The following is a 23,529-nucleotide window of genomic DNA, read 5'->3' as shown; positions in this document are numbered from 1 at the left end:
ATCTATTATTGTGCAAAGGTAAAAAGTAAAATGTATTGAAAACAAACTCCTTTATCCTCAAATCCTCAAGCTCACAAACCCTCGTACGCTCTCACTCATCACACTCTCGGTCCAAGTTCTATAATTTCAAGATCTTTGATCTCTTCACCGTCCACCACAAAGCGCATCATGGTTCTTACCTTATGCCAGCCCTGTTTTCCACAAGCCCCGGGGTTAAGGTGCAGCAGACTGTTCTTCTGATCATACATTGCTTTCAAAATGTGTGAATGCCCTGAAATAAATAATTTCGGAGCTTTCTCTGCTATTTCTTTCTTGGTGAGTGGAGTGTATTTTCCGGGATAGCCTCCGATATGAATCATCAATACTTCCAGTTTTTCACAAAAGAAACGGTTCACTTCCGGAAATTCAGCCTGAATTTGAGCATTATCGATGTTTCCATAAACTCCCTTCAGAGGCTTTATCTTTTCCAGCTGTTCAATCACCTCTAGACTTCCGAAATCTCCACAATGCCAGACTTCATCAGCCTGAGAAGCATATTCTAAGATTCGGTCATCAATATAAGAATGGGAATCGGAAAGGAGAAGAATTTTTGTCATTATCTAAGAGTTCTTTCAGTAATATTTTCGTGGTACTTGTCTTTGAATACCGCTACACGGTCAGGATTAATTTCTCCGTTATGATTGATCACTCTTTCTTTCAATAACCATTTTATCAGTTTTTCCATTCCTTTTTTGGAATTCATAAAATTGGAAATTTTGGCTATATCAGTAGATTCTACTTTTGTTTTTTCAGTGAGAAAGTTCAGAATAAAATAATCATCATTTACATACCTTGGCGTTTCATTGTCCATATATCGGTAAAGAAGAACTTCCTCGTCATCTTTCATGGAGAAAAATGAATATTGGGCTACATTGATCTTTTCAGCTTTCAGGATCTGTTTTCCATCCAGTAAAACCTTATCGTCTTTGATGGTAACGTCCTGAGAAAAATATAAATTACAGCTTATCATCAATAAGAAGAAAGCCAATAATCTGTTTACTGCCATTTTTACTATTTTTTTAAGACTGCAAATATAAACAAGCTTTCATAAACTGAGTCGGGATCTTAGTCAGTAATATTTTTTGTCTTCCTGATAGAGTCCAGTTTCTTTTCTATAGCTGCACTGAAAACCTTTTTTAATTTCAGTTGATTTTCTGTAAGCTTTGAAATCACAAAAGTACCGGTCATATTGGTATTGGAAGGAAATACTAAAGTCACAGTAGAATCTGAAGCTTTTTTCCAGTTCCCGATGTAACGGTCTGGTTTTTCATTTTTTTTGCTAACAGGCTCCTCCAAAGTATCATATCTTAAGGTAGATTTAATCAGATTTCCTGCGATTTTTCCATTTTTCTGAAACCTGATCCCTTCTCTTCTTGCTTCAAAACCATCCTGTTTTTCATAGGTATAGATATAAGTGTCCATTTTACTGAGATTCCAGGTTTGTAGAAGCAAAGGATTGGAAGTTTTGTCCTGGGCTTTGATACCACTGAACGCGAAAAGAGAGAAAATACAGATACAAATAGGCTTTTTCATGAATACAACTGGTTTATCGGTAAAATAAGTAAAGTTTTAGCACTGCAAAAATGAGCATCGCTTAATATTTAGTAAATTTGAGAAAATTAAAATAAACAATGAAACAGAAACTTTCTTTTTTCATTTTTCTCTTGACCGTAGGATTGGCCAATGCGCAGGTTGAAGAAAAAAAGCTGGATGAACTGATCCAAAATACCCTGAAAACCTTTGATGTACCAGGAATGTCCGTAGGAATTGTAAAAGATGGTAAAATGATCTATTCTAAAGGCTTTGGGGTACGTTCCCTTACCTCCAGACAGCCTATGGATGACAATACGCTGGTGGGGATTGCTTCCAATTCTAAAGGTTTTACATGTACGGCATTAGCAATCTTAGCAGATGAAGGAAAATTGAACTGGGATGATAAGGTTTCAAAATATATTCCTGAGTTTCAAATGTACGATCCGTACGTTTCCCAAAATGTAACGATAAAAGATCTTATCACACACAGAGCTGGATTGGGCCTTGGACAGGGAGATCTTATGTTTTTTCCGGAAGGAGGAAACTTAACGGTTAATGATATTGTTCGTAATGTACGATACCTAAAACCGGAAAACCCGTTCAGAACAAAATTAGATTATAACAATGTTATGTTTATTGTTGCCGGAGAAGTGATTCACAGAGTTTCAGGATTAAGCTGGGCAGAATTTATTGAGCAGAGAATTATGAAACCGGTAGGAATGACTTCAAGCTTTGGAAGCTACAACAGAGCAAAAGCAACAGCCAACAAAATTGATGCACATGCTCCTGTAGATGGAAAAGCAATTGCTGTTCCCCACGATTGGAACGAAACAGCCAATGCTGCAGGTGGAATTATGAGTAACATTAAAGATATGACGACCTGGGCAGAATGTCTTTTAAATAATTTTACCACAAAAGATGGTAAAAAGCTGGTTTCAGATAAGAATGTTCAACAGCTTTGGAGCCTGCAGATTCCAGATAGGGTAGCTGCGAAAAATCCATATGATACAAGTTTTTATGGATATGGTTTAGGATGGTTCCTAAGCGATGTTAAAGGGCACAAGCAGGTACAGCATACAGGGGGATTGATCGGAACGGTTACACAGTTTACTTTAATTCCGGATATGAAACTGGGAATTGTTGTATTGACGAACCAACAGTCTGGAGCGGCTTTCAATACCATTACCAATACTGTGAAAGATTCTTACCTTGGAGTAGCAGACAGAAACTGGCTGAAAACATATGGTGACAGAATGTCTAAAATGGAGACTGAGTTTGACAAACAGAAAAAAGATGCTTTTGCAAAATCTGAAGCATTTAAAAAAGAAAAATCTCTTCAGCCAAAGGCAGAACAGTTTACAGGAACATATAATGATGTTTGGTTTGGAGATGTAGAAATTGCACAACAGGGAAATACATATAGAATTTCATGTAAAAACTCTCCAAGATTAAAAGGAGAATTGCTTCCATATTCCAACAATTCTTTCATTATCAAATGGGACGACAGAAGCTATGATGCAGATGCCTACATTATTTTCAGCTATGATGAAAACGGAAAAGCAGAATCTGCAAAGCTGAAAGCGATTTCTGATGTGACAGATTTCAGTTTTGATTTTGATGATCTGGATTTGAAGAGAAAATAAAAGATAAAATTGTAAAAAAATATTCAAAAGAGCGGGCTTTGGTCCGTTCTTTTTTGTTTGTTAAGCACGAATGCCACTAATTTATTCAAATACCACTAATTTTAATAATGATTGAAAATTAGAACTGATATAATTCAATAGGAACGGGCTTTCGCCTGTTTTTTCATGTTTACAGAGGTAATGGCTTTAGGCGAAACTTAATCACCCCGTCAAAAAATATATTTTTTGCCACCCCTCCAGAGGAGGGGAATGTGAAGTATGTAAAAGAAATGAGGGTTTACTGTAAAAGATTGAGATCCTGATTTGCTAAAGTAAGCTCAGTATTAAGGTGTTGTTTTTCAAAGAAATTTTTTAGTTCAAGAAGTCTTTTTTTATTGTCAAAATAAATGCTTGAATTTAGTTTTCTTTGGCACAATGAGCAGGCCCTGGCCAGGTGATAATCTGTTTCAGGTAGTGAATTGGTTCCGTTCATTACGCAGTTGGCATTCAGGCAATGGCTGATCCCAAACATATGCCCAATTTCGTGTGAACTTATTTTTATTAATCTTAAAAGGCTTTCATTGAAATTAGAATCTGTTAAATGACCATTTGCAAACCTGTACATTGATGTTACTCCCACACCATCTTCATAAGAAGCCAGTCCGAAAATATAATTCCATTCCGGTCTTGGAAAAAGATCTTTCTCTGTAATTCCCATCAGTACTATAGCATCTTTGGGTTTTCTTTTGATCAGAATACTGTCCAGTACATATCCTGCAAGAATCTGTTCCTGTCCTTCTTTTGAAATTCTTTTCACTTTTTCAGGAAAGATAGTATTGGGTAGAGCTGGTAATATTTTTGTTTCCAGCTGGAAATATGTTTTTAAATATTCTTTTGTGAGTGCTATTTCTTTTTTCTGAATTTCGTCAAATGTTCCAATGGGCTGAAGATAAATGATATTTTTTCCAGGCTCGGGTTTTATTTTTTTTAATTTCTGAAAATCTTCAAACGTCTGGAAATGTTCATCATGATTGTACCGCCAGCTTCCAGGTTTGATAGAAGGAAGTTTTATGTCATTCAGTGCAATAGACTCATAGTAAGTCTTCTTCTGTTTCTGACATGAGAAAAGAAGGATAATAATTGTGATATAAAAAAATAAGGAAGTAAAATTATATTTTCCCAGGCTCATAAAAGAACAGCAGTTTCTTTTTGGCGCCATCAAATTCGGACCATGATTCACAGTCTACTTCAAAACCGGCCACTCCACAGGTGGGAAAATGGAAAATATCTTCAGAGATGGAATTGGCAAAATTGGAAATTCCATTGTTGTGAGAGAAGAAAGCAACCGAATTCAGGTTGTCATCCAGATCATAAATTACAGATTCAAAGCTTCTTTCCGAAGGATTATACAATTTTTCATCAGTAGAACAGTTCAGCTGATAGGCTTGATTAAAAATTTTACAGGTATTCAGTGCACGTACCGCGGGGCTGGACACAAAATGATCAATGGAAATACTATTGCTTTTCAGGAATCTGGACATGTGCATAGCATCCTCCAAACCTTTGTCTGCTAAAGGTCTGTCAAAGTCCTCTGTTTCCTCCGGCCAGTCGCTTTTTGCATGTCTTACGAGGATGAGTTTCTTCATATAATTGTTTTTTGGAAGATTAAAATTATAAAAAAAATAATGGAATAAAACATGATTTATATAAAAAAACTGCGTTATGAATAAAATCAGTAAATTTTACTAAATTTGCAGACTTATGGGACAAATCCTTGCAATAGATTACGGAAAGGCTCGTTGTGGCATCGCTGCAACAGATGATATGCAGATTATAGCCAGTGGGCTGGAGACTGTAGAGAACCGTTCTTTAATGGAATTTTTGAAAAAATATTTCAATGAAAACAAGGTAGATGGAGTAGTGGTTGGGCTTCCCATAGATTTGAAAGGAAATGTTTCAGAAGTAGAAACTGATATTTTAAAATTCATAGAAGAATTTAAAAAAGAATTTTCGGATATTGCGGTTCACCGTTTTGATGAAAGATTTACATCCAAAATGGCTTCGTTTTTTATTTCCCAAAGTGGAAAAAGCAAAAAAAAGAGGCAGGAAAAAGGATTAATAGATAAAGTAAGTGCAACGATCATATTGCAGAATTTTTTAGAACAAAGATTAAGATGATTTTACCGATAAGAGCTTTTGGGGATCCTGTTTTGAGAAAAGTGGGAAAAGATATAGACAAAGATTATCCCGAATTACAGGAATTGATAGATAACATGTTCGAAACGATGTACAGCGCAAATGGCATAGGTCTTGCAGCGCCTCAGATCGGTTTGGATCTCCGTCTGTTTGTAATAGATGTGACGCCTCTTGCAGATGATGAGGATTATGAAGATATTAAAGATGAGTTGGCAGACTTCAGAAAAGTATTCATCAATGCACAGATTCTTGAAGAATCAGGTGAAGAATGGAAGTTCAATGAAGGTTGTCTTTCTATTCCGGATGTAAGAGAAGATGTGAAAAGAAAAGGGACAATCGTTATCGAATATTATGACGAAAATTTTGTGAAACATACAGAAACTTTTTCCGATATTAGAGCCCGCGTAATTCAACATGAATATGACCATATTGAAGGCGTTCTGTTTACCGACCACCTGAGTGCTCTGAAGAAAAAACTGGTAAAAGGTAAGCTGACAAAAATCTCTCAAGGTGAAGTAAGCATCGGTTACAAAATGAGATTTCCAAAATAATTTAAACAAGGATTAAAAAATAATATAAAGCAAAAAGCTAGTGCTGATTGCAGAATTTACAAAAAATAAAATTATGCTGTTAGAAAAAATAATTTCAATTTCTGGAAAACCAGGACTTTTCAAATTAGTTTCTCAATTAAGAAACGGATTCATCATTGAAGATGTTACCAACAAGAAAAAAGTAAGCATTGGAAACTCAAGCCAGGTAAGTTTATTGGACAATATTGCCATGTTTACATTTGAGAAAGAAGTTCCTTTGTTTGAAGTATTTGAAAATATTGCTAAAAACAACGATTATAAGGAAACAATCTCTCACAAATCTTCTGATGCAGAGTTGAAAGACTTTATGTTGGTATCCCTTCCAAACTATGATACAGAAAGAGTATACTCTTCTGATATTAAGAAACTGGCTCAGTGGTACAATATCCTTCACAAAGCTGGATATATCACTCCTGATAGCTTTGTAAAAGCAGAACCTGAAACTTTGGATGGAGAACCTGCTGAAGAAGTAAGCATTGAAAAAGAAGCTAAGAAAGCTGCTCCAAAAGCAGACAAACCAGCTGCTCCGAAAGTAAAAGCTACTTCAGCTGCAAAATCAGCTCCTAAAAGTACACACAGAAAACAAGGATAATTCATTCAATTTGAATTAAAAATATAAAGCCTTGTCTGGAAGTTCCGGACAAGGCTTTTTGTTTTTCTATTAGGTAGAAGGTAGCAGAGATTAGATGGCAAATACTAGGTTGCAGGGATTAGGGAATTTTCTGCTAAGTTCAATTTTCGTTTGTATCATTAAATATTAAACCTCGCACTTCGTATCTCATCAACCCCGTATCCCGTATCTCGCATCCCACACTCCGAAACTCCCAACTTTCACTCTCAACCTCTACCACAGAGCCAAAATATCCCTTACATTTGTATAAGATTGAATTTTCCATTACTTATGAATACGAAACAAGAGAAACTAGAAGCTTTTAGCAGATTATTGGACATCATGGATGATTTGCGTGAAAAATGCCCATGGGATCAGAAACAGACGCTTCAGTCACTGCGCCATCTTACCCTTGAAGAAACCTATGAGCTTTCAGATGCTATTTTGCAGGATGATTTACATGAAATAAAGAAAGAGCTGGGTGATGTGCTGCTTCATTTGGTTTTTTATGCTAAAATCGGTTCAGAAAAAGAAAGTTTTGACATAGCAGATGTGATCAATTCTCTTAATGAAAAGTTGATCTTCCGCCACCCTCATATCTACGGAGATACTGTCGTGAAAGATGAAGAAGAGGTGAAACAGAACTGGGAGAAATTAAAATTAAAAGAAGGTAATAAATCTATCTTAGGAGGAGTTCCCAAAAGTTTACCGAGTCTGGTGAAAGCCTATAGAATTCAGGATAAAGTGAAAGGTATCGGTTTTGAATTTCACGATGCGGAGGATGCCTGGAAAAAAGTAGATGAAGAAATTCAGGAGTTTCATGCGGAGACCGATCTTGATAAGAAAGAGCAGGAATTGGGTGATGTGTTTTTCTCGCTGATCAATTATGCAAGAATTTCAGGAATCAATCCGGATTCTGCCTTGGAGAGAACCAATCTAAAGTTTATTTCAAGATTTCAAAAGATGGAAGGACTTGCTGAGGAGCAGGATTTAAAGCTTGCAGATATGTCTTTGGAAGAAATGGATGTCCTTTGGGAAAAGGCAAAGAAACTTTCGTAATTCCTGATTGGAACAATTAATGCTTCATATGTTCAGTTAAAAAAAATAAAAAATATGTTACGTTTGCTTATTCTACCTGCTTTGTTTTTATTGAGCTGCAATCCAAAAGCTCAGAATTCCCCTACTAATGGAGACGAACTAAAAATACAGTTTTCCTTACCCAAAAAGTTGAAGGAAGTTTCCGGAATTACTTTGTCAAAAGATAAGAAGACTATTTGGATGATAGAAGATAGGGGGAATAAAAATGCAATATACGGACTGAACGATAAAGGAGAGATGCTGGCAAAAATACCGGTAGAAAATGCTGAAAATACAGATTGGGAAGATATTATATCTGATTCTGAAGGAAATGTTTATATCGGAGATTTCGGGAATAATGATAACGACAGACAGGACCTTGCTATTTTAAAAACAGATTTGAAAGATAGTAAACAAACAGTTACAAAAGTTGTTCAGACTACAAAATTCCATTATCAGGGACAGACGGAGTTTCCACCTAAAAAATCAAACCTGTTGTATGACTGTGAAGCTTTTGTAGAAATGAATGGAAACTTTTACTTATTCACCAAAAACAGAAGCAAAGGTTTTGACGGTACTTTTCTGGTATTCCAGGTGCCCAATAAAGAAGGAAATTTTGAAGCAAAGTTAATAGGAACCTTAAAACTTGAAGGCGGCTATAATGATGCAGCGATTACATCAGCTACCATCAATAGTACGAAAGATAAAATTGTTTTACTGACGCACAAAAATGTACATGTTCTTACCGGATTTACTGCCGATAATTTCAGTGCTGCAAAAATTCAGAAAATTCCTTTACACCATAATTCTCAGAAGGAAGCCATTGTTTTTCTTGATGATAAAACATTAATGATCGCTGATGAGAAAGGGAAAGAAGAGGGTGGAAATGTGTATACATTTTCTTTTTAAAGTAAAAATTTATATTTTTATGGAAACTAATTAACCATGAAAAAAATATTTTACATTTCACTTGTGCTGAGTCTGTTCTCATGCACCAGTAATGATGATAGTACACAAGATGAAGATACTCCGTCTCCAATTGTGCAGACGGAAAAAGCTTATGCATATTGTACGGATGGAGTAGGAACAGGGCCTTCTTCTAAAGAGTATTATGAATTTACTTACGAAAACGGGAGCTTGACAAACGTTAAAGGAAGGTTTTATCCCGTATTTATGCAAATGTTTAACATGTTTTTTACTGATCGAATTACTAAATTAGCTTATAGTGGTAATACTGTAACAGTAAGTGAATTGGAACCAGGAGCTGCTTCAGGATACCATGAATATCGTTATACAATGGATAATAACAGGCCTGTAAAACAAGAGCATTATTATGTAAATAATGTAACTGGTCCTAATGCGGTAACTGAGACCAAAACGTATACCTATGAACAGAATAAATTAAAAAATTCTTATTGGAAATTTGACGGTCCTGGAATCTATGAATACTTTGCAACATATTATTATGATAACAATAATAACCTTACTAAGTGTGAAGTTTTAGAAAAAGTAAGTGGAGTAGATACTAAATTTAGTACTGTTACCTATTCTGATTTTGATAATGCTGCAAATCCATTTAAAAAACTTTATTTGATCAATGATACTTTTTTTGAGAAAAGCTTATCTGCTAATAATTTCAGGAAAAGAGAATCGAGTACTGTAACTATAAATTCTGGTCTTCCTCCAAAAACAGGGACAAAGAAATGGACTTATAAATATGATACAAACGGGCAGATAATATTATACTAAATACAAAATCCACAGAGTAAATCTGTGGATTTTTTAAATATATGAATGTAATTGAAGTGATTGAAATGTTGATTACGGCGTAAGATATGATATGTGAATATTGCCGCTGGATAATCGGAAATCCTGGGTATAACGGCAGCGTATTCTGAATGTCTCCCCTGTACTGAAGAAATTGATGGATGATAGATTATGATTCAATCCTGTAGTGCGTTCTCCATGTCCTGTAGAGATTCCGGCTAGCGTTGTGACGGTCGGAGAAACTTTCTGAATGTAAGAATTAGCTGTTCCTGCTGTTTGTCCTGAAGGATTCAGATTAAGGTCATAGGTCGCATAGGGAACAATATTATAAAACCCGGGTTTTACTACCGTAAAAAGACCTGTTGTTGAGTTATAAGTCAAATAAGCAGTGTCAATTTTATTGCTTACATTAAAGATATAGGTTTGTGAATAACTTTCATGAGTGTTGACGGGAGTAGAGTGAGTTCCTGTGTAACTGCCACTTGTTGGATTGATATCCGTTTTATTTCCAACATAAACGACCTTTAAGAAGTTTTCAGATTCAATAGTTTTCCAGACTGGGGTATTTCCTGTTCCGTTTGACATTAAAAACTCTCCTTTGTTTCCTGAATTCCCCCTTGTCCTATCATCTCCACCCACATTCAGGTCTTTTACTACCTGAAGGGAACCGTTGACATGTAAAGTATTCTGTGGTGTGGATGTCTTTATCCCTATCTGTGCATTCAGGCCTATGGACATGACTAATAACACCATATATAATAGCTTGTTTTTCATTCAATTGTTGGTTTTTTGTTTAGTTGGGACAAATATAAAATGTTTTTAAAATGTCTGTTTTTTAGGGAATTAACAAACATATTGTGCTATTTGTAGGTTTTGACTATATAGCTGAAAATATGGCCTTTAGATAAAGGCCATATTTGTTTTATTGATGAGAAATGTGAGCTGAAAATTGGAATTATTAAATTTAATTTAAATTGATATTTTTTTAGATATACAATTTTTGTTGATTTAATGTTGTGCTTATCAGTATTTTGTGATTGTTTTTAAATGGTATTTTGATCTGAGGAAATTAGACTTATTTTTTCTTTCCCGGTAGGATTTAAAATTTCATTCCTACCCCTGCAGACACCCTTCCGCCATCTGAACCATAGAAATAATTAAGCCTTGCAGACACCATTTCTACGATACTCAGCCAAACCCCAGCACCTGCAGATTGATGCCATTTTCTGGAATTTTCACCGTCATTCCATACACGGCCGACATCATACCCAATAAGGATTCCCATATTAGCCGGAGCAATATTATTTCTTACCCTTCCGAAATCCCAGCGAATTTCCGAGTTATTGATAAAGTATGATCTTCCGGAGAACCTTTCGTTTCTGAAAGCCCTCATACCATTATTGCCACCAATAGTTGCCGCCTGATAAAATTCAAAATTATTATTATTGATCCACATGACATTGCTGGAGTTTGCAAATACAAATTTTCCTTTTTTATCAATTCTATGATCAACAGCAAGTTTTCCTTTTACAGTCACGAAATTTTTATTAAAATCAGAAAGAGTAGCTTTCCAGTCGGCATTAACCATGAATTCCAGCCCAAGGGTAGGGAAGGCTACATTATCAGCATTTTTATAGCCAAAAGTATAATTAGCTCCTACAAACTGCTGGCTGTTAAATACCCCCGGTCTTACGTCCGGTGACTGGTTGATGAAACGGTCGGCTTTTCTCTGTACTTTATTATCCTCAAAAGTCAATTGAAACTGATGACTGAGATTCATCCAGCTCTTCTGAGAGATGGAAGGAGCAAAGTTGAACTTAGAAATTCTGGCTCTGTTGTATTCTCTTTCCGTATCTTCTTTGTCGTACTCACTTTCATTGGAAAGTCCAAAGAAGTTTTGAGAAAATCTTGGCGTCGTATAAAATGCATCCAGATTGATATCCCATCCTGAGATTGCTTTTTTGAATACTCCTTTATATGTAAGACTGAATCCTGCTGTAGCCGTATAAAAATTGGCTTTTAAGCTGTGTCTTTGAGTAAAAGGATCGCGGATAAAATTATTAACGGTATAATTAGCCAAAACTCCTACAATAACACCATCATCAGGGTTGTAGTCTAAATTTGGATAACCGGCAAATGAATTGTATTTCGGATGCTTATAATTATAGCTGTTGATGTCGTAGTCGTCAGTAATGTTTTTGGTTGCATTGCTGGCATTGTAAGTATTCTTCTGAGATTTAAAATCATAAATCTTTACTTTTCTTCCGTCACCAATAGTATACGTATCATGATTATATCCACCGATCAGTCTGATCGTCATTTTAGGACTTCCTGTTCCGTTTACTTCATAGATATCATCATCTTCCAGCCCGTAGATCCACAGTTCTTTTGTTTTTGAATCGTGATAGGTCTTTTCAAAAACAAGCTCATTCTTATCTTTATTCTTACCCAGTTTGTATTGCTGTACAAGAACAGAATGTCCGTTTTTGGTGATGACAAATTTATCCGGATTTACAGTGCCTGCCAGAGGAACTTTTTTCTGCAATACATCATAATACTGAGTGGCATAACTCTGGAGTTTTGTTTTTCTTATTTTCAGTTTTCGCTGGATTTCAGCGATGGTATCATCCTGTACTTCTTTCGGAAGATTATGGAAAGCATCATCAATATCCGCATCGGTAAGATGCTCCTGAATATATTTTGCCTGTGTTTCCCATTCTTGCTGGTCAGCTCCTTTTAAGAAAACCAAATCCATAGGATAGGGTTCCATAGCCAGCCATTTTACACTGCTGATGTCTTCTGTAAAGGTTTTCATATGGCGGATGGCCGGAACATTCATAATCACTTTAAATGCAGCCCCGTCATATCTACTGAAGGCCTGATCCCTGTCTTTAGGAATCGGTTTATAGACAACTTTGTCGCCCACTTCATATTCTGCCCATTTCCACTGATCTGAGTGTCTGTCCCAGTCACCGATAAGCATATCAAATAATCTTGCTCTGATATAAGATTCTCTGTCAACAGAATATTTATTGCTTTTGTTGAGGTTTTTCAATACATCATCTGTGGAAACGATGTCTTTTGCATTGTCGAGATAGGCCAATGTTTTCGGATCAGAAGAAAAACGTTCTTCAATCATGTACATTTCATCTCCATAGTTCTCATTATATCTCCCCAAAGCATGCTGTTTTGGGATATAATATAATTTGGGATTACTGTGCAGAATATTCAGTTTTTCTGACATATTCCCAATAGTAAACGGAGTAAAAGGATGGTTGGTCGTATAAAAATCAAGCAGGAATTTTTCAGGGAAAGTATCTGCAAGCTCTTCTCCTAATGTACTTTTTTGGAAAGCCATATTATTAAGGAAACGGATAGCACTTTTTTTCACGCCACGCATCACAAACTCCTGTCCGTCTGCTGACTTTAATCGTAAACTGTTGGACTGGTTTCCTCCTCCTTCTCTGAAAGGAATATATCCTCCGTTCAATTCTGAAAGATTGGCTGTTGGAGCTTCAATTGGAATTCCATAATACCTTCTGTAATGATCTCCCCAAAGCCAGCGGTAAAACTTCCTTTTTTCGGTAAGCTGTACCGGGTAAATGGTTGAAGAGAAGGTCGCCGGAAAAGAATTTGGAAAATTATTGACAAATGCATCCGGTTTGGAAATGACTGAAATATGAGTCAGTTTTTTAAGCTGTGCCTCTTTTGTTGAAAAATACTCAACATCTGTACTTTCGTCTTTTCTGAAATTTAGAACTGCAAAACCGCTTCCCCCGTAAGAGAAGTCAGTTTTTTCAACAATGGTAGAAGGATCTGTTTTAGAACCTGCACCACTGATGATTTGTCTGAAGTTTCCGTCTTCGTGATATTGAAGATTATGATCATGCCCGGAAACGAAAATAATATTTTCTTTATCCTGAACGATACTTTTCAGTCTGTTAGCCAGATCTGCATAATGTTGGTTATTAATATCTTCAGGACTCGCTCCCGAGGAACTCCTTACTATATTGATGACACTTGCAACTACTGGAACAGGAACCTTACTTTTTAAAGGGAAAAGATGAGATTTTGCAGAATTAAAGCCTGCATGCGTTCCACTGCTGATAATAGGATGGTGTAAAGCTACAATGATCTTTTTACCCTGATTTTTAATGATAAGATCTTTAAACTCGGTAAAGAAATCCTCGCGGGTTTTAATATTACAGTTTTTGTTGATTCCCGGATAATTGTCCCAGTTGGCAATCACCCATTCGGAATCAATGGCAATGAGTTTGATGTCTTTGGATAGGTTGATATCGTCAATTGGGCATCCGTTTTTAGGGAGGAATGCCTTTTTATCGTCCAGATATTTTTTTACCAGCCCTTCCTGGGTATTCAATCCTTCCAGTCCGTTGTACCAGTCGTGATTTCCGGGAATTACTAATGTTTTTCCTTTGAAGTTTTTAGTGATGGCAAGCTGATTTTCCAGTTTTTCTTTAGCTGAAGCATACTCTTTATCTGTTTCTTTGGGCATCCCGTTAGGATAGATATTATCTCCCAGAAAGATCAGCATAGAGTTGCTGTCGGCAGAGTCCAGCTTACTTTTTAGTAAATTCAGAGTCTTTTGTGCCTGAGGTTCATCTGCATTCCCAGCATCACCAATCAGAAAAACTTTAAAATCATTTTCAGATTTTATTTCAGAATCTTTTACTTCAAATAAGTTTTTGCCCTTTTGCACGTTATAGGTAGCACAGGAATAAAGGGCTCCTGCGGACATTACTGTTCGAAGAACAATAGAAGTATTTTTTAGATGAGTTTTAAAGGATAAATTCATAAATTTACATTAACAAAAATTCAGGAATGAGCATTCTACACAAAGCTAAAAATTATGTTGAAATCTTATTCAAAGATAAGTTATCTTCAGTATATTTTTATCATAATTTTATCCATACTGCCTATACAGTCAATAAGGCAGAGGAAATCATGAAAAATACTCCTGTCTCTGAAGAGGATCAGGAGAAGGTACTCGTTGCATTATGGTTTCATGATACCGGGTATATAGAATGTGCTCTGAACCACGAGGAAAGGAGCGTAGAGGTTATGAAAGCCTTTTTACAACAGGAAAATTATCCGGAAAACTATATTGCAGATGTTGAAAAACTGATTCTGGCTACGAAAATACAGTATGAACCTCAGAATTTACTGGAAAAAATTGTAAAAGATGCCGATTTCAGCCATTTTGCAGGTCATGATTACAGTGATATTTCCGATGCTTTGAGAAAAGAATGGGAATTGACCAATGTAAGATGTTTTTCCAATGAAGAATGGAATGCCGGCAATCTGGATATGCTGAAGAATAAGCATACTTTTTATACAGATTATGCCAAAGAAAACTGGGAACCCCTGAAAAAGAAGAACATTAAAAAGATCGAAAAGAAGCTGGAAAAAGAAGAAGATAAAAAAGAGAGTAAGAAGGAGGTTTCAGAGGGAAAAAAGGAAAAGGAAAAATCAGACAGAAGTGTAGATACTTTATTCAGAGTAACGCTTAACAATCATACGAGACTGAGTGATATTGCAGATAGTAAAGCCAATATCCTTTTATCAGTAAATGCGATTATTATTTCGGTTTGTCTTTCTGTATTGGTTCCAAAGTTGGATGCTCCTAAAAATTCACATTTGATTCTTCCAAGCTTCATATTGCTGTTATCAAGCGTACTGACGATTATATTTGCGATCTTGTCTACAAAACCCAATGTGACAAAAACTACGTTTACCAATGAGGATATTGCGAATAGAAAAGTGAATCTGCTGTTCTTCGGAAACTTTCAGCAGATGTTGTTTGATGATTATCATAATGCGATGAAAGACCTGATCAAAGACAGAGATTATATTTATGATTCTATGGTAAAAGATTTATACTATCTGGGAAAAGTTCTTGACAGGAAATACAAGCTTTTATCCATTACCTATAAGATCTTTATGGCTGGGATTATTATTTCCGTTCTGTCTTTTGGGATCGCATTCCTTAGTCTTTAATTTAAAATAAAATATACACAAATGATAGTCAGACAGAGGACGAATTGGCTGAAAATGCTATTTATATGGAGAGGATCTGTGTTGAAGAAAATTGTAGTTCAGCTCACTATGATCACGCTGTTTTCTTTGGCTATCTATTTTTTTAAAGGGAGAATCTTTGATTATAAAGTACATCTTAACCCTACCATTTTTACGTTGATAGGATTGGCACTTGCCATTTTTATGGGGTTCTGTAATTCTGCGAGTTATGACCGTTTCTGGGAAGGGCGAAAACTTTGGGGATTACTTGTGATTGAAACCCGGTCTTTGACAAGGCAGATTTTATCATTAGTAAACGACTCTTCTCCCGAAGCCAAAGAAGAAAAACAGAAAATCATTAAACTGATCTCCGCGTTTTCCTGGTCGCTGAATTTTCAATTGAGAGATAAAACCGGTACAGAGCATCTTGAGAGATTGCTTTCTCCGGAACAACTGGCGCAGGTCAAGGATAAAAAGTTTATTCCAAGTATTATTCTGGGGTTTATTGCCGACTGGCTCAACGAGCAGAATAAAAAAGGAAATATAGATACCATTGTGATGACTTCTATGGATCATCAGTTGAATCAGTTTTCTAATATTTCCGGGGGATGTGAGAGAATTTACAATACCCCGTTACCGTTTGCTTACAGTGTTTTGCTGCATCGTACCGTATATCTGTATTGTTTCTGGCTTCCTTTTGGATTGGTAGATTCTTTAGGATGGATGATGCCTTTGATCGTTCTGTTGATCAGCTATACCTTTATTGCTCTCGATGCCATTATCCAGGAGATTGGTGAACCTTTTGGTGAAGAGGAAAATGATCTTGCCCTGAACAGCATCTGCCGTACTATAGAATTTTCTATTTTTGAACAGGCAGCAATTCCTCAGGGAGAATTGAAGAAACCGGATACTTATTTTATAGATTAAGATTTTTCTAAATCTTTCAAAAAATCACTTATTGAAATTTCAAGAACATCAGTAATTCTCAGAAGACTAAGAATGGATGTGTTGATAACCCCTCTTTCTATCCTTGTAATCTGTGAAATTTCTACATCTACCATAAAGGCAAGTTCTTTTTGTGTAAGATTTTTTTGCACACGTGTCTGCTGGAGACGCTCACCAATTTTCTTCAGTATTATTTGATCCGAATCTTTCACATAGCAAAGGTTGTAGTTTACTATAAATTTTAAGTAGGCAAATTTGCCTACTTAAAATTTTATTCTTACGTTTGTGAAAAATTTATATATTTAACCGCACAAAAATTAAAAAACACATGAGAAAAAAAATGAGTTTCAGGTTGTCTTTATTGATAGCCTTATTTGCCACTTTATGGTCCTGCAGGAATGATTATTTCCCCGACCAGCAGGAAAATGACTACAATGCTTTCCGATATACTTACAAAAGGATTTCTTTAGAAGAAAGCAAGCACAAAATCAACCTTATTCCTGAGCTAAAAAAAGTCAATGAGAAACTGAAAACCCGCGAAGCTTATGCTTCAGGAAAAGCTGTGAAATACAGCAACGGAGTTTCTGTGAATACAGATGATGTGATCTATATAGAACGAGGCCCTAGTGTTCACAGTTATACTTTTCATATCACAAGGGACAATGAACCTGAAAATGCACCTTTGGAAAACCTTGTTCTGAGTATTCTTCCGGATGGTACTTACAAAGAGCTCTTAATTACTTATGATTTTACATCACAGGAAAAACAAATCCTGATGAATGATGGTTCTGTTGATACAAAAGGGAAACTCAATGTAGAAGAGTTAAACCCAGGGACCTATAATGGGGGAGGATTAGTAAACAAATCTGATATTTCGTGTCAATGGATAGAAGAATCTTATTTTACTTCCTGTAGTGAAGGTCAACACTTCAATGGAGAAGCTTCCCAATCACAAGGAGGTCCTTGTAAAGCAGACCAGCCTTCAAAAATGGTGACTGTAGTTATTCATAGATGTAAAGTGCTCCCAGCTTCTACAGCATTGGGAGATGATGGAACTGGTGGCGGTGGTGGACCTTTTGGAGGACCAGGTGGAAATAATAATGGTACGCCTACAATACCTAATTTGCCACCTCGTAGAACTCCTCCTTGTAAACAAACAAAAATGATGCTTACAAATCCTGCTGTAAAAGATAAAATAGAGCAATTGAAAGAAAAAGTAATAGTTGATGGCAATGAATTTGGCTTCAAAATAAGAGCTGATGGCACAACTTCTGATATGACAGAAGGAGGCAAACAGCATTGGGATGTGGGGGATATGCAGGAATTTGCTGGGTTTTATCATTCTCACCCTGGGGCGGGAATAAACATATTCTCACCACCCGATATACAATCTCTTTTTACAAATATTATTACGTCAGGAAGCAGCTCTACGGTAAGTGATGTTTTTATAGGGGTAATAGGTTCTGAGAACTGTACCTCATGTCCAAATGGAATAAAATACTTTCATTATATTTTACGTTATAATGGTCCTATACAAGATGCAGGAACAATTTCGAGTACAAACTATGATATGAGGGTATTAAAAGAATATTATCGAGAAAAAGAGAAAAAGCTTTGTGAAATATTACCAAGCTCTCCCTACTCAGATAATGATGGCGCATCTTTGAATCATACAGGAGTAGAAAAATTACTTTTTGAAACTTTAGATAAAATGAATATTAACAAAGATAATATCATATTGCAGAGGATAGATGATAATGGTACGATAAATATGATAACTTTAAATTCAGATGGAACTATAGCTTCAATCCCTTGTCCATAAACATATAAAATTACAATTATGAAAACATTATATTTTAAAATTATTTCTACTTTTTCATTTCTATTAATTGTGTCTTGCAAAGCACAGCAGATATATCCATTGAATACAGATTATGAGGATATTCCGAGTGATTCTTATATTAAAGATTTAACTAATGAATTAAATGAATATGAAGGTACCTATAAAGCAAATGATCAAGGAACAGAAATTTATTTATTTATTACTAAACAAGAAAATAAATTAGTTATTAGACCGGGTAAACAATTTTATAGAGATGCATTAATCATAAAATACATTGTTAAGAATACGGCAGGACAAATCTTGCAGGATACTAAAAATATAAATAATCCCAATATTTATATTAATAGTTATAGAACACGCCCAACAAAAAATACAGTTATTTTATATTATTCGGGCACGAATTGTGGGGTAGGCTGGGGAGATATTTACTTAAAAAAAATAAATAATACCCAAATTTCTTGGACATACCAAGCTGATAGTACTGTTATTACTGAGCAGAATTGTCCTGGAAATCCTGACCTTACTGTATACTTGCCTAAAACGGAGAATTTAATTTTTACTAAGCAATAAGAATAAAGCCATCAGCTTGATGGTTTTATTTCCAAACACCTATTATGAAATATTTATTTTTTCTTTTACTATTTTTTGCTGTCTTGTGTAGAGGTCAACAGCATCCTCTTTCGTTAAATACTTTGATGGAAAATATACCTCAAGGAGGTTATGTAAAAGATTTGGATAACGAATTATCTCCGTACGTAGGAATTTATAAAGCTAATTTTCAAGGGAATGAAATTACTTTATATATTACTAAAGAAGAAAATAGAGAAGAAAAAGATATTGGAAAAACTTATTATAAGGATGCCCTCATAATAAAGTTTAAAATTAAAAATTCATCAGGCAGCATTTTACAAAATACATCTACTATTAATTTTCCTACTGATGAATTATCTAATAATTTTATTTATAGCATTGGTACAAAACCTAACATAAATTCTGTAGTTTTCATTTATAGTGGTACTAACTGTGGAGTAGGTTGGGGGAAAATACTATTGAAAAAACTTAGTGCAACACAGATTTCTTGGGCCTACAAAGCGAATAGTACTGTTACCACTGAACAAAATTGTCCTGGTAGTCCTGATCTTACAGTATATTTACCTATAACTGAGAGTTTAATTTTTACTAAACAATAGATATAAAACAATCAATTTGTGGTTTTATTTTCCAAATATCTGTTATGAAATATTTATTTTTTCTTTTCACATTTTTTTTTGGTAAAGCACAGCAAAATCCTCTTCCATTAAATACTTGGATGGAAAATATTCCTTCGGGTGGGTATGTAAAAGATTTGGATAACGAATTATCTCCGTATGTAGGAAATTATAAAGCTGTTTATCAGGGAAATGAAATTATTTTATTTGTAACAAAAGAGGAAAATAGATCCACAAAAAGAGGAGGGAAAAAATTTTATCGTGATGCTTTAGTAATAAAATATATTGCTAAAAATCAAAATAATCAAGTCTTACAAGATACCCAAAATGTAAATAATCCCAATTTATATATATAGTTATAAGACTCAAGCTACAAAAAATAGAATAATTTTTGTTTACAGTGGAACTAATTGCGGTGTAGGCTGGGGAGATATTTACTTGAAAAAAATAAATAATACCCAAATTTCTTGGACATACCAAGCTGACAGTACTGTTACAACTGATCAAAATTGTCCGGGAAATCCTGATCTTACAGTATACTTGCCTGAAACAGAGAATTTAATTTTTACCAAGCAATAGAAAAAATGAACAGTCTTATAGAATTATTACAATGAATTTTATGGTGAAAAAGTTATTTTGTTTCTACTGTTATCATTCTTAATATAATCACCAATGAAAAAAATATTATTAATAATAACACTTTGTCTATTTGCTAAAAGTTTTGCTCAACTAGATACACTGAATTATTTAAAGCAATTTGAAATTAATAAAACTAGTTACATAGGAAAACCTTTTTCGAAGCTATTAAATGATATGAAACAAATTCAGACTAAGGCGGTATGGCCTGTCCCAAATTTTAGAACTAAATATTACAATTTTTCAACAGACTTTAATTTTTGTGATAAAGAAGCTTCTTTTCACAATGTGATTACTTTATCAATAGAATGGGAAGATCCTATTTTAAGATCTAATACCAGATATTTCCAAGAATTAAACAATGCGTTATTTACTAATGAAGAAAAGAATTTTTATGGAAGTAAAATAATTAAAGACATAAAAGTCTATCGCTAATGAAGAATAAATTATTTTTGCTTTGCTCAATTCTTTTTCTATGCAAAATATCTTCCCAAGATATTAATGGAGTTGTAAGTGCTAAAAGATCTATTAAAAATGATGATGTATTACATTCTGTAAAATCAGAATCATTAGTTCATTCTATTTCAACATTAGAGAATATAAAAATACTTCCACCTACACCAGAAGAAAGAAAAATAATTGATTCATTAAAATCTGAAGCTGTAGCATCCCTGGAAAAGTGCAAGAAAACAAGTGGGAATTGTATTGATGATATAGAACTATTTGGACCTAGTAATGCTGGTTTTAAGGGAGGAATAAATAATTTCCGCAAAATCTTATTTGAAAAATTTAAGATTCATGCAAATACCCAAAAAGGTGAAAACAAACTTCGCATAACAATAGGAAAGCAAAATAACATTGAAAAAATTGATTTTATAAGGTATACAGATGATGTGTCAAAGAAAGAAATTGTAAGTTTATTTCAATCAAAAGAACTCAATAACTGGCATTCTGCTAAAGTTTATAAATATCCCGTACAACAGGAGTTTGAGATCAGTATTTTTATTGAAGATAAACGATAAATAATCATCCGGGATGTATGTTCCGGATTTTTCTATTCCTGTGGAAGCGTAAAAGATACCCTCAGCGCCAGCAATCCCGTAATTCCCTGAAGATCTTCTACCTTCAGAAACTCCACATCATGCTGTAAGACGCCTTTTTTCTGGAGCTTAGAGATGTAGTCCAGGTATTCCTTCTGATTTTCCATTCCAAAATAGACGATGGTAATTTTTCCGGGAGCGGTGATGCGTTCCGAAGAATCTTTGACATGAGCTTTATCCAGTCGCTTTTTGATGATCTCGTAATAAGAATTGTAGGCTCCGTCTACATCGAAGCGTTTTTCATCCATTCTGAAACGGATGTCTATTTTTTCATTATATACAAAGATCAGTGAGGCAATATCCAGCTGTATAGGAAGATCTTTTTTGAAAGACTGGAAGTCAAGTTCCATTTTGCAGATGGTCTTCAGCTGCCAATATCTCAGTTTGTGAACAACTTTTGAGTTATAGTGAAGCTCGGGAGCAATCGTAGGACCAATATACAGGTTATGTTCCACACCATCAGACTTAAATCTTTCATAGTAATGCGGAAAAATTTCCTGCGCTTTTACCTGGCTTTCATCCAGCATATCGGCAAGCTTTCTATTAACCAAAGTGATAGAGTCGTCCAGTTTTTTTCTATGGTTGTAAAACAGGTCAGTCGGGGCAAAAATATGTGAAAAATAATCTTTAATCTTTGCCTTTATTTCTCTGGAAGTCCTTACTTCAAGCTTTCCCTGTAGAAAAGGATGAATCTCTTCCCTTAATAATCTCTGGAAGCGTTGTTCTGTATCAGCTTTGATCTCATTATTCAGCTCATTTTCAAAAATATCGAGTGCCAGCAGGAATTTTTCCGAATCGGAATTGATGAGTAGAAAAATCTCGTTAAGCCATTCAATCTGCTGATTGAGATCCTGCAGCATCAGGTTATACCGCTTTTCCGAAGAAGAACGAATATCTGAAACACCAAATAGCGGAGTAAGGGTTTTAAATGAAATCTGCTTTAAGGTATATATTTTTTTTCCGAGTGATGCCGTGAAGTATTTTTCAGCTTCATTTCTGAACTTCCAGACTACACTGTCGTGGATCGTCGTATATTCACGTTGGATAATGGCTTCTATCTGGTAATTTTTCTCAAAGTAGAACCTGTTCAGAGAGAAAAGAACCATATCCGTGAAAAATTCCAGTTTTTTAAGTTTTAAACCGTTGAAACTTCCGGCAATAGGAGAGGTAAATTCCATGATAGCAAGGAGCTCTCCATCTTTCATGATAGGAATTACCATGAAGCTGTTGACGTTATTGTCCTTTAAAATACTAAAGGAAGGAAGCTGTTTTACATTTTCATCGAGTTTGTTTACATTGGAAACAACTACCGGCTTTGAATTATGATTTAAATTATTAAACGTACTCTTACGGGTCTCTTCATCAAAAGTATTGATCCAGAAATCAAGAATATGATTGGTAAGAAGACTGTCGTAAATCGGAAGTTTATCAAGCTTCTGTTCTTTTTTGTTGAAGGTCATCAGCCCAAAGCTGAGTTCCGGGACATCAAAATAGGATTTGAAAATTTCAGTCAGGTTTTCATTAGGATTCAAATCTTCAGGATCAATCTCGATCATGCTTGACTTCAGGTCAGAAAGTGCGACTTCAGAGGTGCAGTCTACCAGTGAAATGATGGTGAATCCTTTCAATATCCATGATTGGGAAGGGAAATATTTTTTCCACAATTTAAAATCATCCAGGTTTTCCAGAAGCATCTCCAAAATATCATCAGATGGGATCTTGGCATCTTCTGTAGGAGTGATTTCCGTAAAGTCTGAGTTGACTGTAATCTTATAATGTTTCATGATTCCCTGTTTGTTGGGGATATCATAATAAAACGGAATCGTACTTTTAATATCTTTTTTGAAGTAGCTCTGAAGAATCAGACAACAGCAGAACACATAAAATTCATTATCTGAAATATTTCTGAGTTCTATTTCGAAGTCTTTTCCGGCATCTTTAAGAATATCTTTAAACCTTTCGGTATAATTGAATGTGATGTTAGAAAGAGGAATACTTGCCGCTTTGATCTCATTTTTGGTAAGACCGGTTGGGAAAAGATCGGCAAGCAGCAATCGGATGAGGTCTTCATGTTTTTCGAGAAGAGCCGTATCCTCGAATCCTTCTCTGAGCTCTTTAAAGTTTTTCGTACTCTCGATAAGGGATTCTGCATAATTGACTCTATATTCCAATCTATCGTTATATCGGATATGCTCCAGAACATCCAAATATTTTTTGAATGATATATAAACCTGAAAAGGAGAGTCTTTTTTGTAGAGATTAGCCAAGAGCTGAAATTTAGAGTAAAGTTATGAAAAAAGCAGAATATGGGTAGAGTGGAAATTTTA

At 35.1% G+C, this 23,529-nt stretch carries 24 protein-coding genes; 15 read left to right on the top strand and 9 right to left on the bottom strand.

Going from position 1 to position 23,529, the window contains the following annotated elements; translation table 11 throughout:
• Window positions 1-98 precede the first annotated feature (98 nt).
• Genes DBR39_RS03705 through DBR39_RS03695 form a run of 3 tightly spaced genes read right to left on the bottom strand, consistent with a single transcriptional unit; the run spans window position 99 to window position 1,572 of the window.
• Entirely contained in the window at window positions 99-596 is a 498-nt protein-coding gene (locus DBR39_RS03705; protein WP_124530893.1) for a metallophosphoesterase family protein, read from the bottom strand.
• The gene (locus DBR39_RS03700; protein WP_124530892.1) at window positions 596-1,045 is read right to left on the bottom strand and encodes a hypothetical protein; all 450 of its coding nucleotides are present in this window, start codon (window positions 1,043-1,045) and stop codon (window positions 596-598) included. The genes DBR39_RS03705 and DBR39_RS03700 overlap by 1 nt, the downstream gene beginning before the upstream one ends.
• A 59-nt stretch (window positions 1,046-1,104) precedes the next feature.
• Window positions 1,105-1,572 (bottom strand): hypothetical protein, encoded by a 468-nt coding sequence (locus DBR39_RS03695; RefSeq protein WP_124530891.1) that lies wholly within the window; start codon window positions 1,570-1,572, stop codon window positions 1,105-1,107.
• Window positions 1,573-1,670: 98 nt separating this feature from the next.
• On the opposite strand from DBR39_RS03695, the gene DBR39_RS03690 reads away from it, so the two are divergent.
• Window positions 1,671-3,215: a serine hydrolase gene (locus tag DBR39_RS03690; protein ID WP_124530890.1), complete on the top strand. Its 1,545-nt coding sequence runs from the start codon at window positions 1,671-1,673 to the stop codon at window positions 3,213-3,215.
• 277 nt (window positions 3,216-3,492) lie between these two features.
• On the opposite strand, the gene DBR39_RS03685 is transcribed toward DBR39_RS03690, so the two are convergent.
• Window positions 3,493-4,383 (bottom strand): archaemetzincin, encoded by an 891-nt coding sequence (locus tag DBR39_RS03685; RefSeq protein WP_124530889.1) that lies wholly within the window; start codon window positions 4,381-4,383, stop codon window positions 3,493-3,495.
• Complete coding sequence (locus tag DBR39_RS03680) at window positions 4,364-4,840, bottom strand: SixA phosphatase family protein (RefSeq protein WP_124530888.1); 477 nt, start codon at window positions 4,838-4,840, stop codon at window positions 4,364-4,366. Before DBR39_RS03680 ends, DBR39_RS03685 begins: the two co-directional genes overlap by 20 nt.
• 115 nt (window positions 4,841-4,955) lie before the next feature.
• Between DBR39_RS03680 and ruvX the strand changes: the two genes are divergently transcribed.
• The 6 genes from ruvX to DBR39_RS03650 all read left to right on the top strand — a co-directional run bounded on the left by ruvX (window position 4,956) and on the right by DBR39_RS03650 (window position 9,416).
• Window positions 4,956-5,372, top strand: a complete 417-nt coding sequence (ruvX, locus tag DBR39_RS03675; RefSeq protein ID WP_124530887.1) for a Holliday junction resolvase RuvX — start codon at window positions 4,956-4,958, stop codon at window positions 5,370-5,372.
• Window positions 5,369-5,941, top strand: a complete 573-nt coding sequence (gene def, locus DBR39_RS03670; RefSeq protein ID WP_103234335.1) for a peptide deformylase — start codon at window positions 5,369-5,371, stop codon at window positions 5,939-5,941. Before ruvX ends, def begins: the two co-directional genes overlap by 4 nt.
• Window positions 5,942-6,014: 73 nt before the next feature.
• Window positions 6,015-6,572, top strand: a complete 558-nt coding sequence (locus DBR39_RS03665; RefSeq protein WP_109738752.1) for a DUF5606 domain-containing protein — start codon at window positions 6,015-6,017, stop codon at window positions 6,570-6,572.
• A gap of 309 nt (window positions 6,573-6,881) precedes the next feature.
• Window positions 6,882-7,649, top strand: coding sequence for a nucleoside triphosphate pyrophosphohydrolase (gene mazG / locus DBR39_RS03660; RefSeq protein WP_124530886.1), 768 nt, complete (start codon window positions 6,882-6,884; stop codon window positions 7,647-7,649).
• Between the two features lie 54 nt (window positions 7,650-7,703).
• Entirely contained in the window at window positions 7,704-8,576 is an 873-nt protein-coding gene (locus DBR39_RS03655; protein WP_124530885.1) for an SdiA-regulated domain-containing protein, read from the top strand.
• A 36-nt stretch (window positions 8,577-8,612) separates the two neighbouring features.
• Window positions 8,613-9,416, top strand: coding sequence for a hypothetical protein (locus DBR39_RS03650; protein ID WP_124530884.1), 804 nt, complete (start codon window positions 8,613-8,615; stop codon window positions 9,414-9,416).
• A 72-nt stretch (window positions 9,417-9,488) separates the two neighbouring features.
• Here the strand turns inward: DBR39_RS03650 and DBR39_RS03645 are convergent, their stop codons facing one another.
• Together DBR39_RS03645 and DBR39_RS03640 are read right to left on the bottom strand one after the other, a co-directional pair.
• Entirely contained in the window at window positions 9,489-10,208 is a 720-nt protein-coding gene (locus tag DBR39_RS03645) for a hypothetical protein (RefSeq protein ID WP_124530883.1), read from the bottom strand.
• 325 nt (window positions 10,209-10,533) lie between these two features.
• Window positions 10,534-14,250 (bottom strand): metallophosphoesterase, encoded by a 3,717-nt coding sequence (locus tag DBR39_RS03640; RefSeq protein ID WP_124530882.1) that lies wholly within the window; start codon window positions 14,248-14,250, stop codon window positions 10,534-10,536.
• A 26-nt stretch (window positions 14,251-14,276) separates the two neighbouring features.
• On the opposite strand from DBR39_RS03640, the gene DBR39_RS03635 reads away from it, so the two are divergent.
• Window positions 14,277-15,452: a Pycsar system effector family protein gene (locus DBR39_RS03635; protein WP_124530881.1), complete on the top strand. Its 1,176-nt coding sequence runs from the start codon at window positions 14,277-14,279 to the stop codon at window positions 15,450-15,452.
• A 21-nt stretch (window positions 15,453-15,473) separates the two neighbouring features.
• Entirely contained in the window at window positions 15,474-16,397 is a 924-nt protein-coding gene (locus tag DBR39_RS03630; protein ID WP_124530880.1) for a bestrophin family protein, read from the top strand.
• Here the strand turns inward: DBR39_RS03630 and DBR39_RS03625 are convergent.
• Window positions 16,394-16,627, bottom strand: coding sequence for a helix-turn-helix domain-containing protein (locus DBR39_RS03625; RefSeq protein WP_185147130.1), 234 nt, complete (start codon window positions 16,625-16,627; stop codon window positions 16,394-16,396). The genes DBR39_RS03630 and DBR39_RS03625 overlap by 4 nt on opposite strands.
• 116 nt (window positions 16,628-16,743) lie before the next feature.
• On the opposite strand from DBR39_RS03625, the gene DBR39_RS03620 reads away from it, so the two are divergent.
• The 6 genes from DBR39_RS03620 (at window position 16,744) to DBR39_RS03595 (ending at window position 21,124) form a co-directional block, all read left to right on the top strand.
• The gene (locus tag DBR39_RS03620; RefSeq protein WP_124530878.1) at window positions 16,744-18,237 is read left to right on the top strand and encodes a hypothetical protein; all 1,494 of its coding nucleotides are present in this window, start codon (window positions 16,744-16,746) and stop codon (window positions 18,235-18,237) included.
• Between the two features lie 18 nt (window positions 18,238-18,255).
• Window positions 18,256-18,828 (top strand): DUF6705 family protein, encoded by a 573-nt coding sequence (locus tag DBR39_RS03615; RefSeq protein ID WP_124530877.1) that lies wholly within the window; start codon window positions 18,256-18,258, stop codon window positions 18,826-18,828.
• A gap of 44 nt (window positions 18,829-18,872) precedes the next feature.
• Window positions 18,873-19,448, top strand: a complete 576-nt coding sequence (locus DBR39_RS03610; protein ID WP_124530876.1) for a DUF6705 family protein — start codon at window positions 18,873-18,875, stop codon at window positions 19,446-19,448.
• 44 nt (window positions 19,449-19,492) lie between these two features.
• The gene (locus tag DBR39_RS03605) at window positions 19,493-19,822 is read left to right on the top strand and encodes a hypothetical protein (protein WP_124530875.1); all 330 of its coding nucleotides are present in this window, start codon (window positions 19,493-19,495) and stop codon (window positions 19,820-19,822) included.
• Window positions 19,823-20,138: 316 nt separating this feature from the next.
• Window positions 20,139-20,537 carry a hypothetical protein gene (locus DBR39_RS03600; protein WP_124530874.1) on the top strand — a complete coding sequence of 133 codons (399 nt, stop codon included), beginning with the start codon at window positions 20,139-20,141 and terminating at the stop codon, window positions 20,535-20,537.
• The gene (locus tag DBR39_RS03595) at window positions 20,537-21,124 is read left to right on the top strand and encodes a hypothetical protein (protein WP_124530873.1); all 588 of its coding nucleotides are present in this window, start codon (window positions 20,537-20,539) and stop codon (window positions 21,122-21,124) included. Before DBR39_RS03600 ends, DBR39_RS03595 begins: the two co-directional genes overlap by 1 nt.
• Window positions 21,125-21,156: 32 nt before the next feature.
• Here DBR39_RS03595 and DBR39_RS03590 read toward each other — a convergent pair whose 3' ends face one another.
• On the bottom strand, window positions 21,157-23,469 hold the full coding sequence (locus DBR39_RS03590) for a GAF domain-containing protein (protein WP_124530872.1): 2,313 nt from the start codon (window positions 23,467-23,469) through the stop codon (window positions 21,157-21,159).
• Between the last annotated feature and the right edge of the window lie 60 nt (window positions 23,470-23,529).

Origin of the sequence: Chryseobacterium sp. KBW03, from assembly GCF_003852415.1 — a bacterium.
Lineage (GTDB): Bacteria > Bacteroidota > Bacteroidia > Flavobacteriales > Weeksellaceae > Chryseobacterium > Chryseobacterium viscerum.
This window is presented reverse-complemented; position numbering and strand designations above follow the sequence as displayed.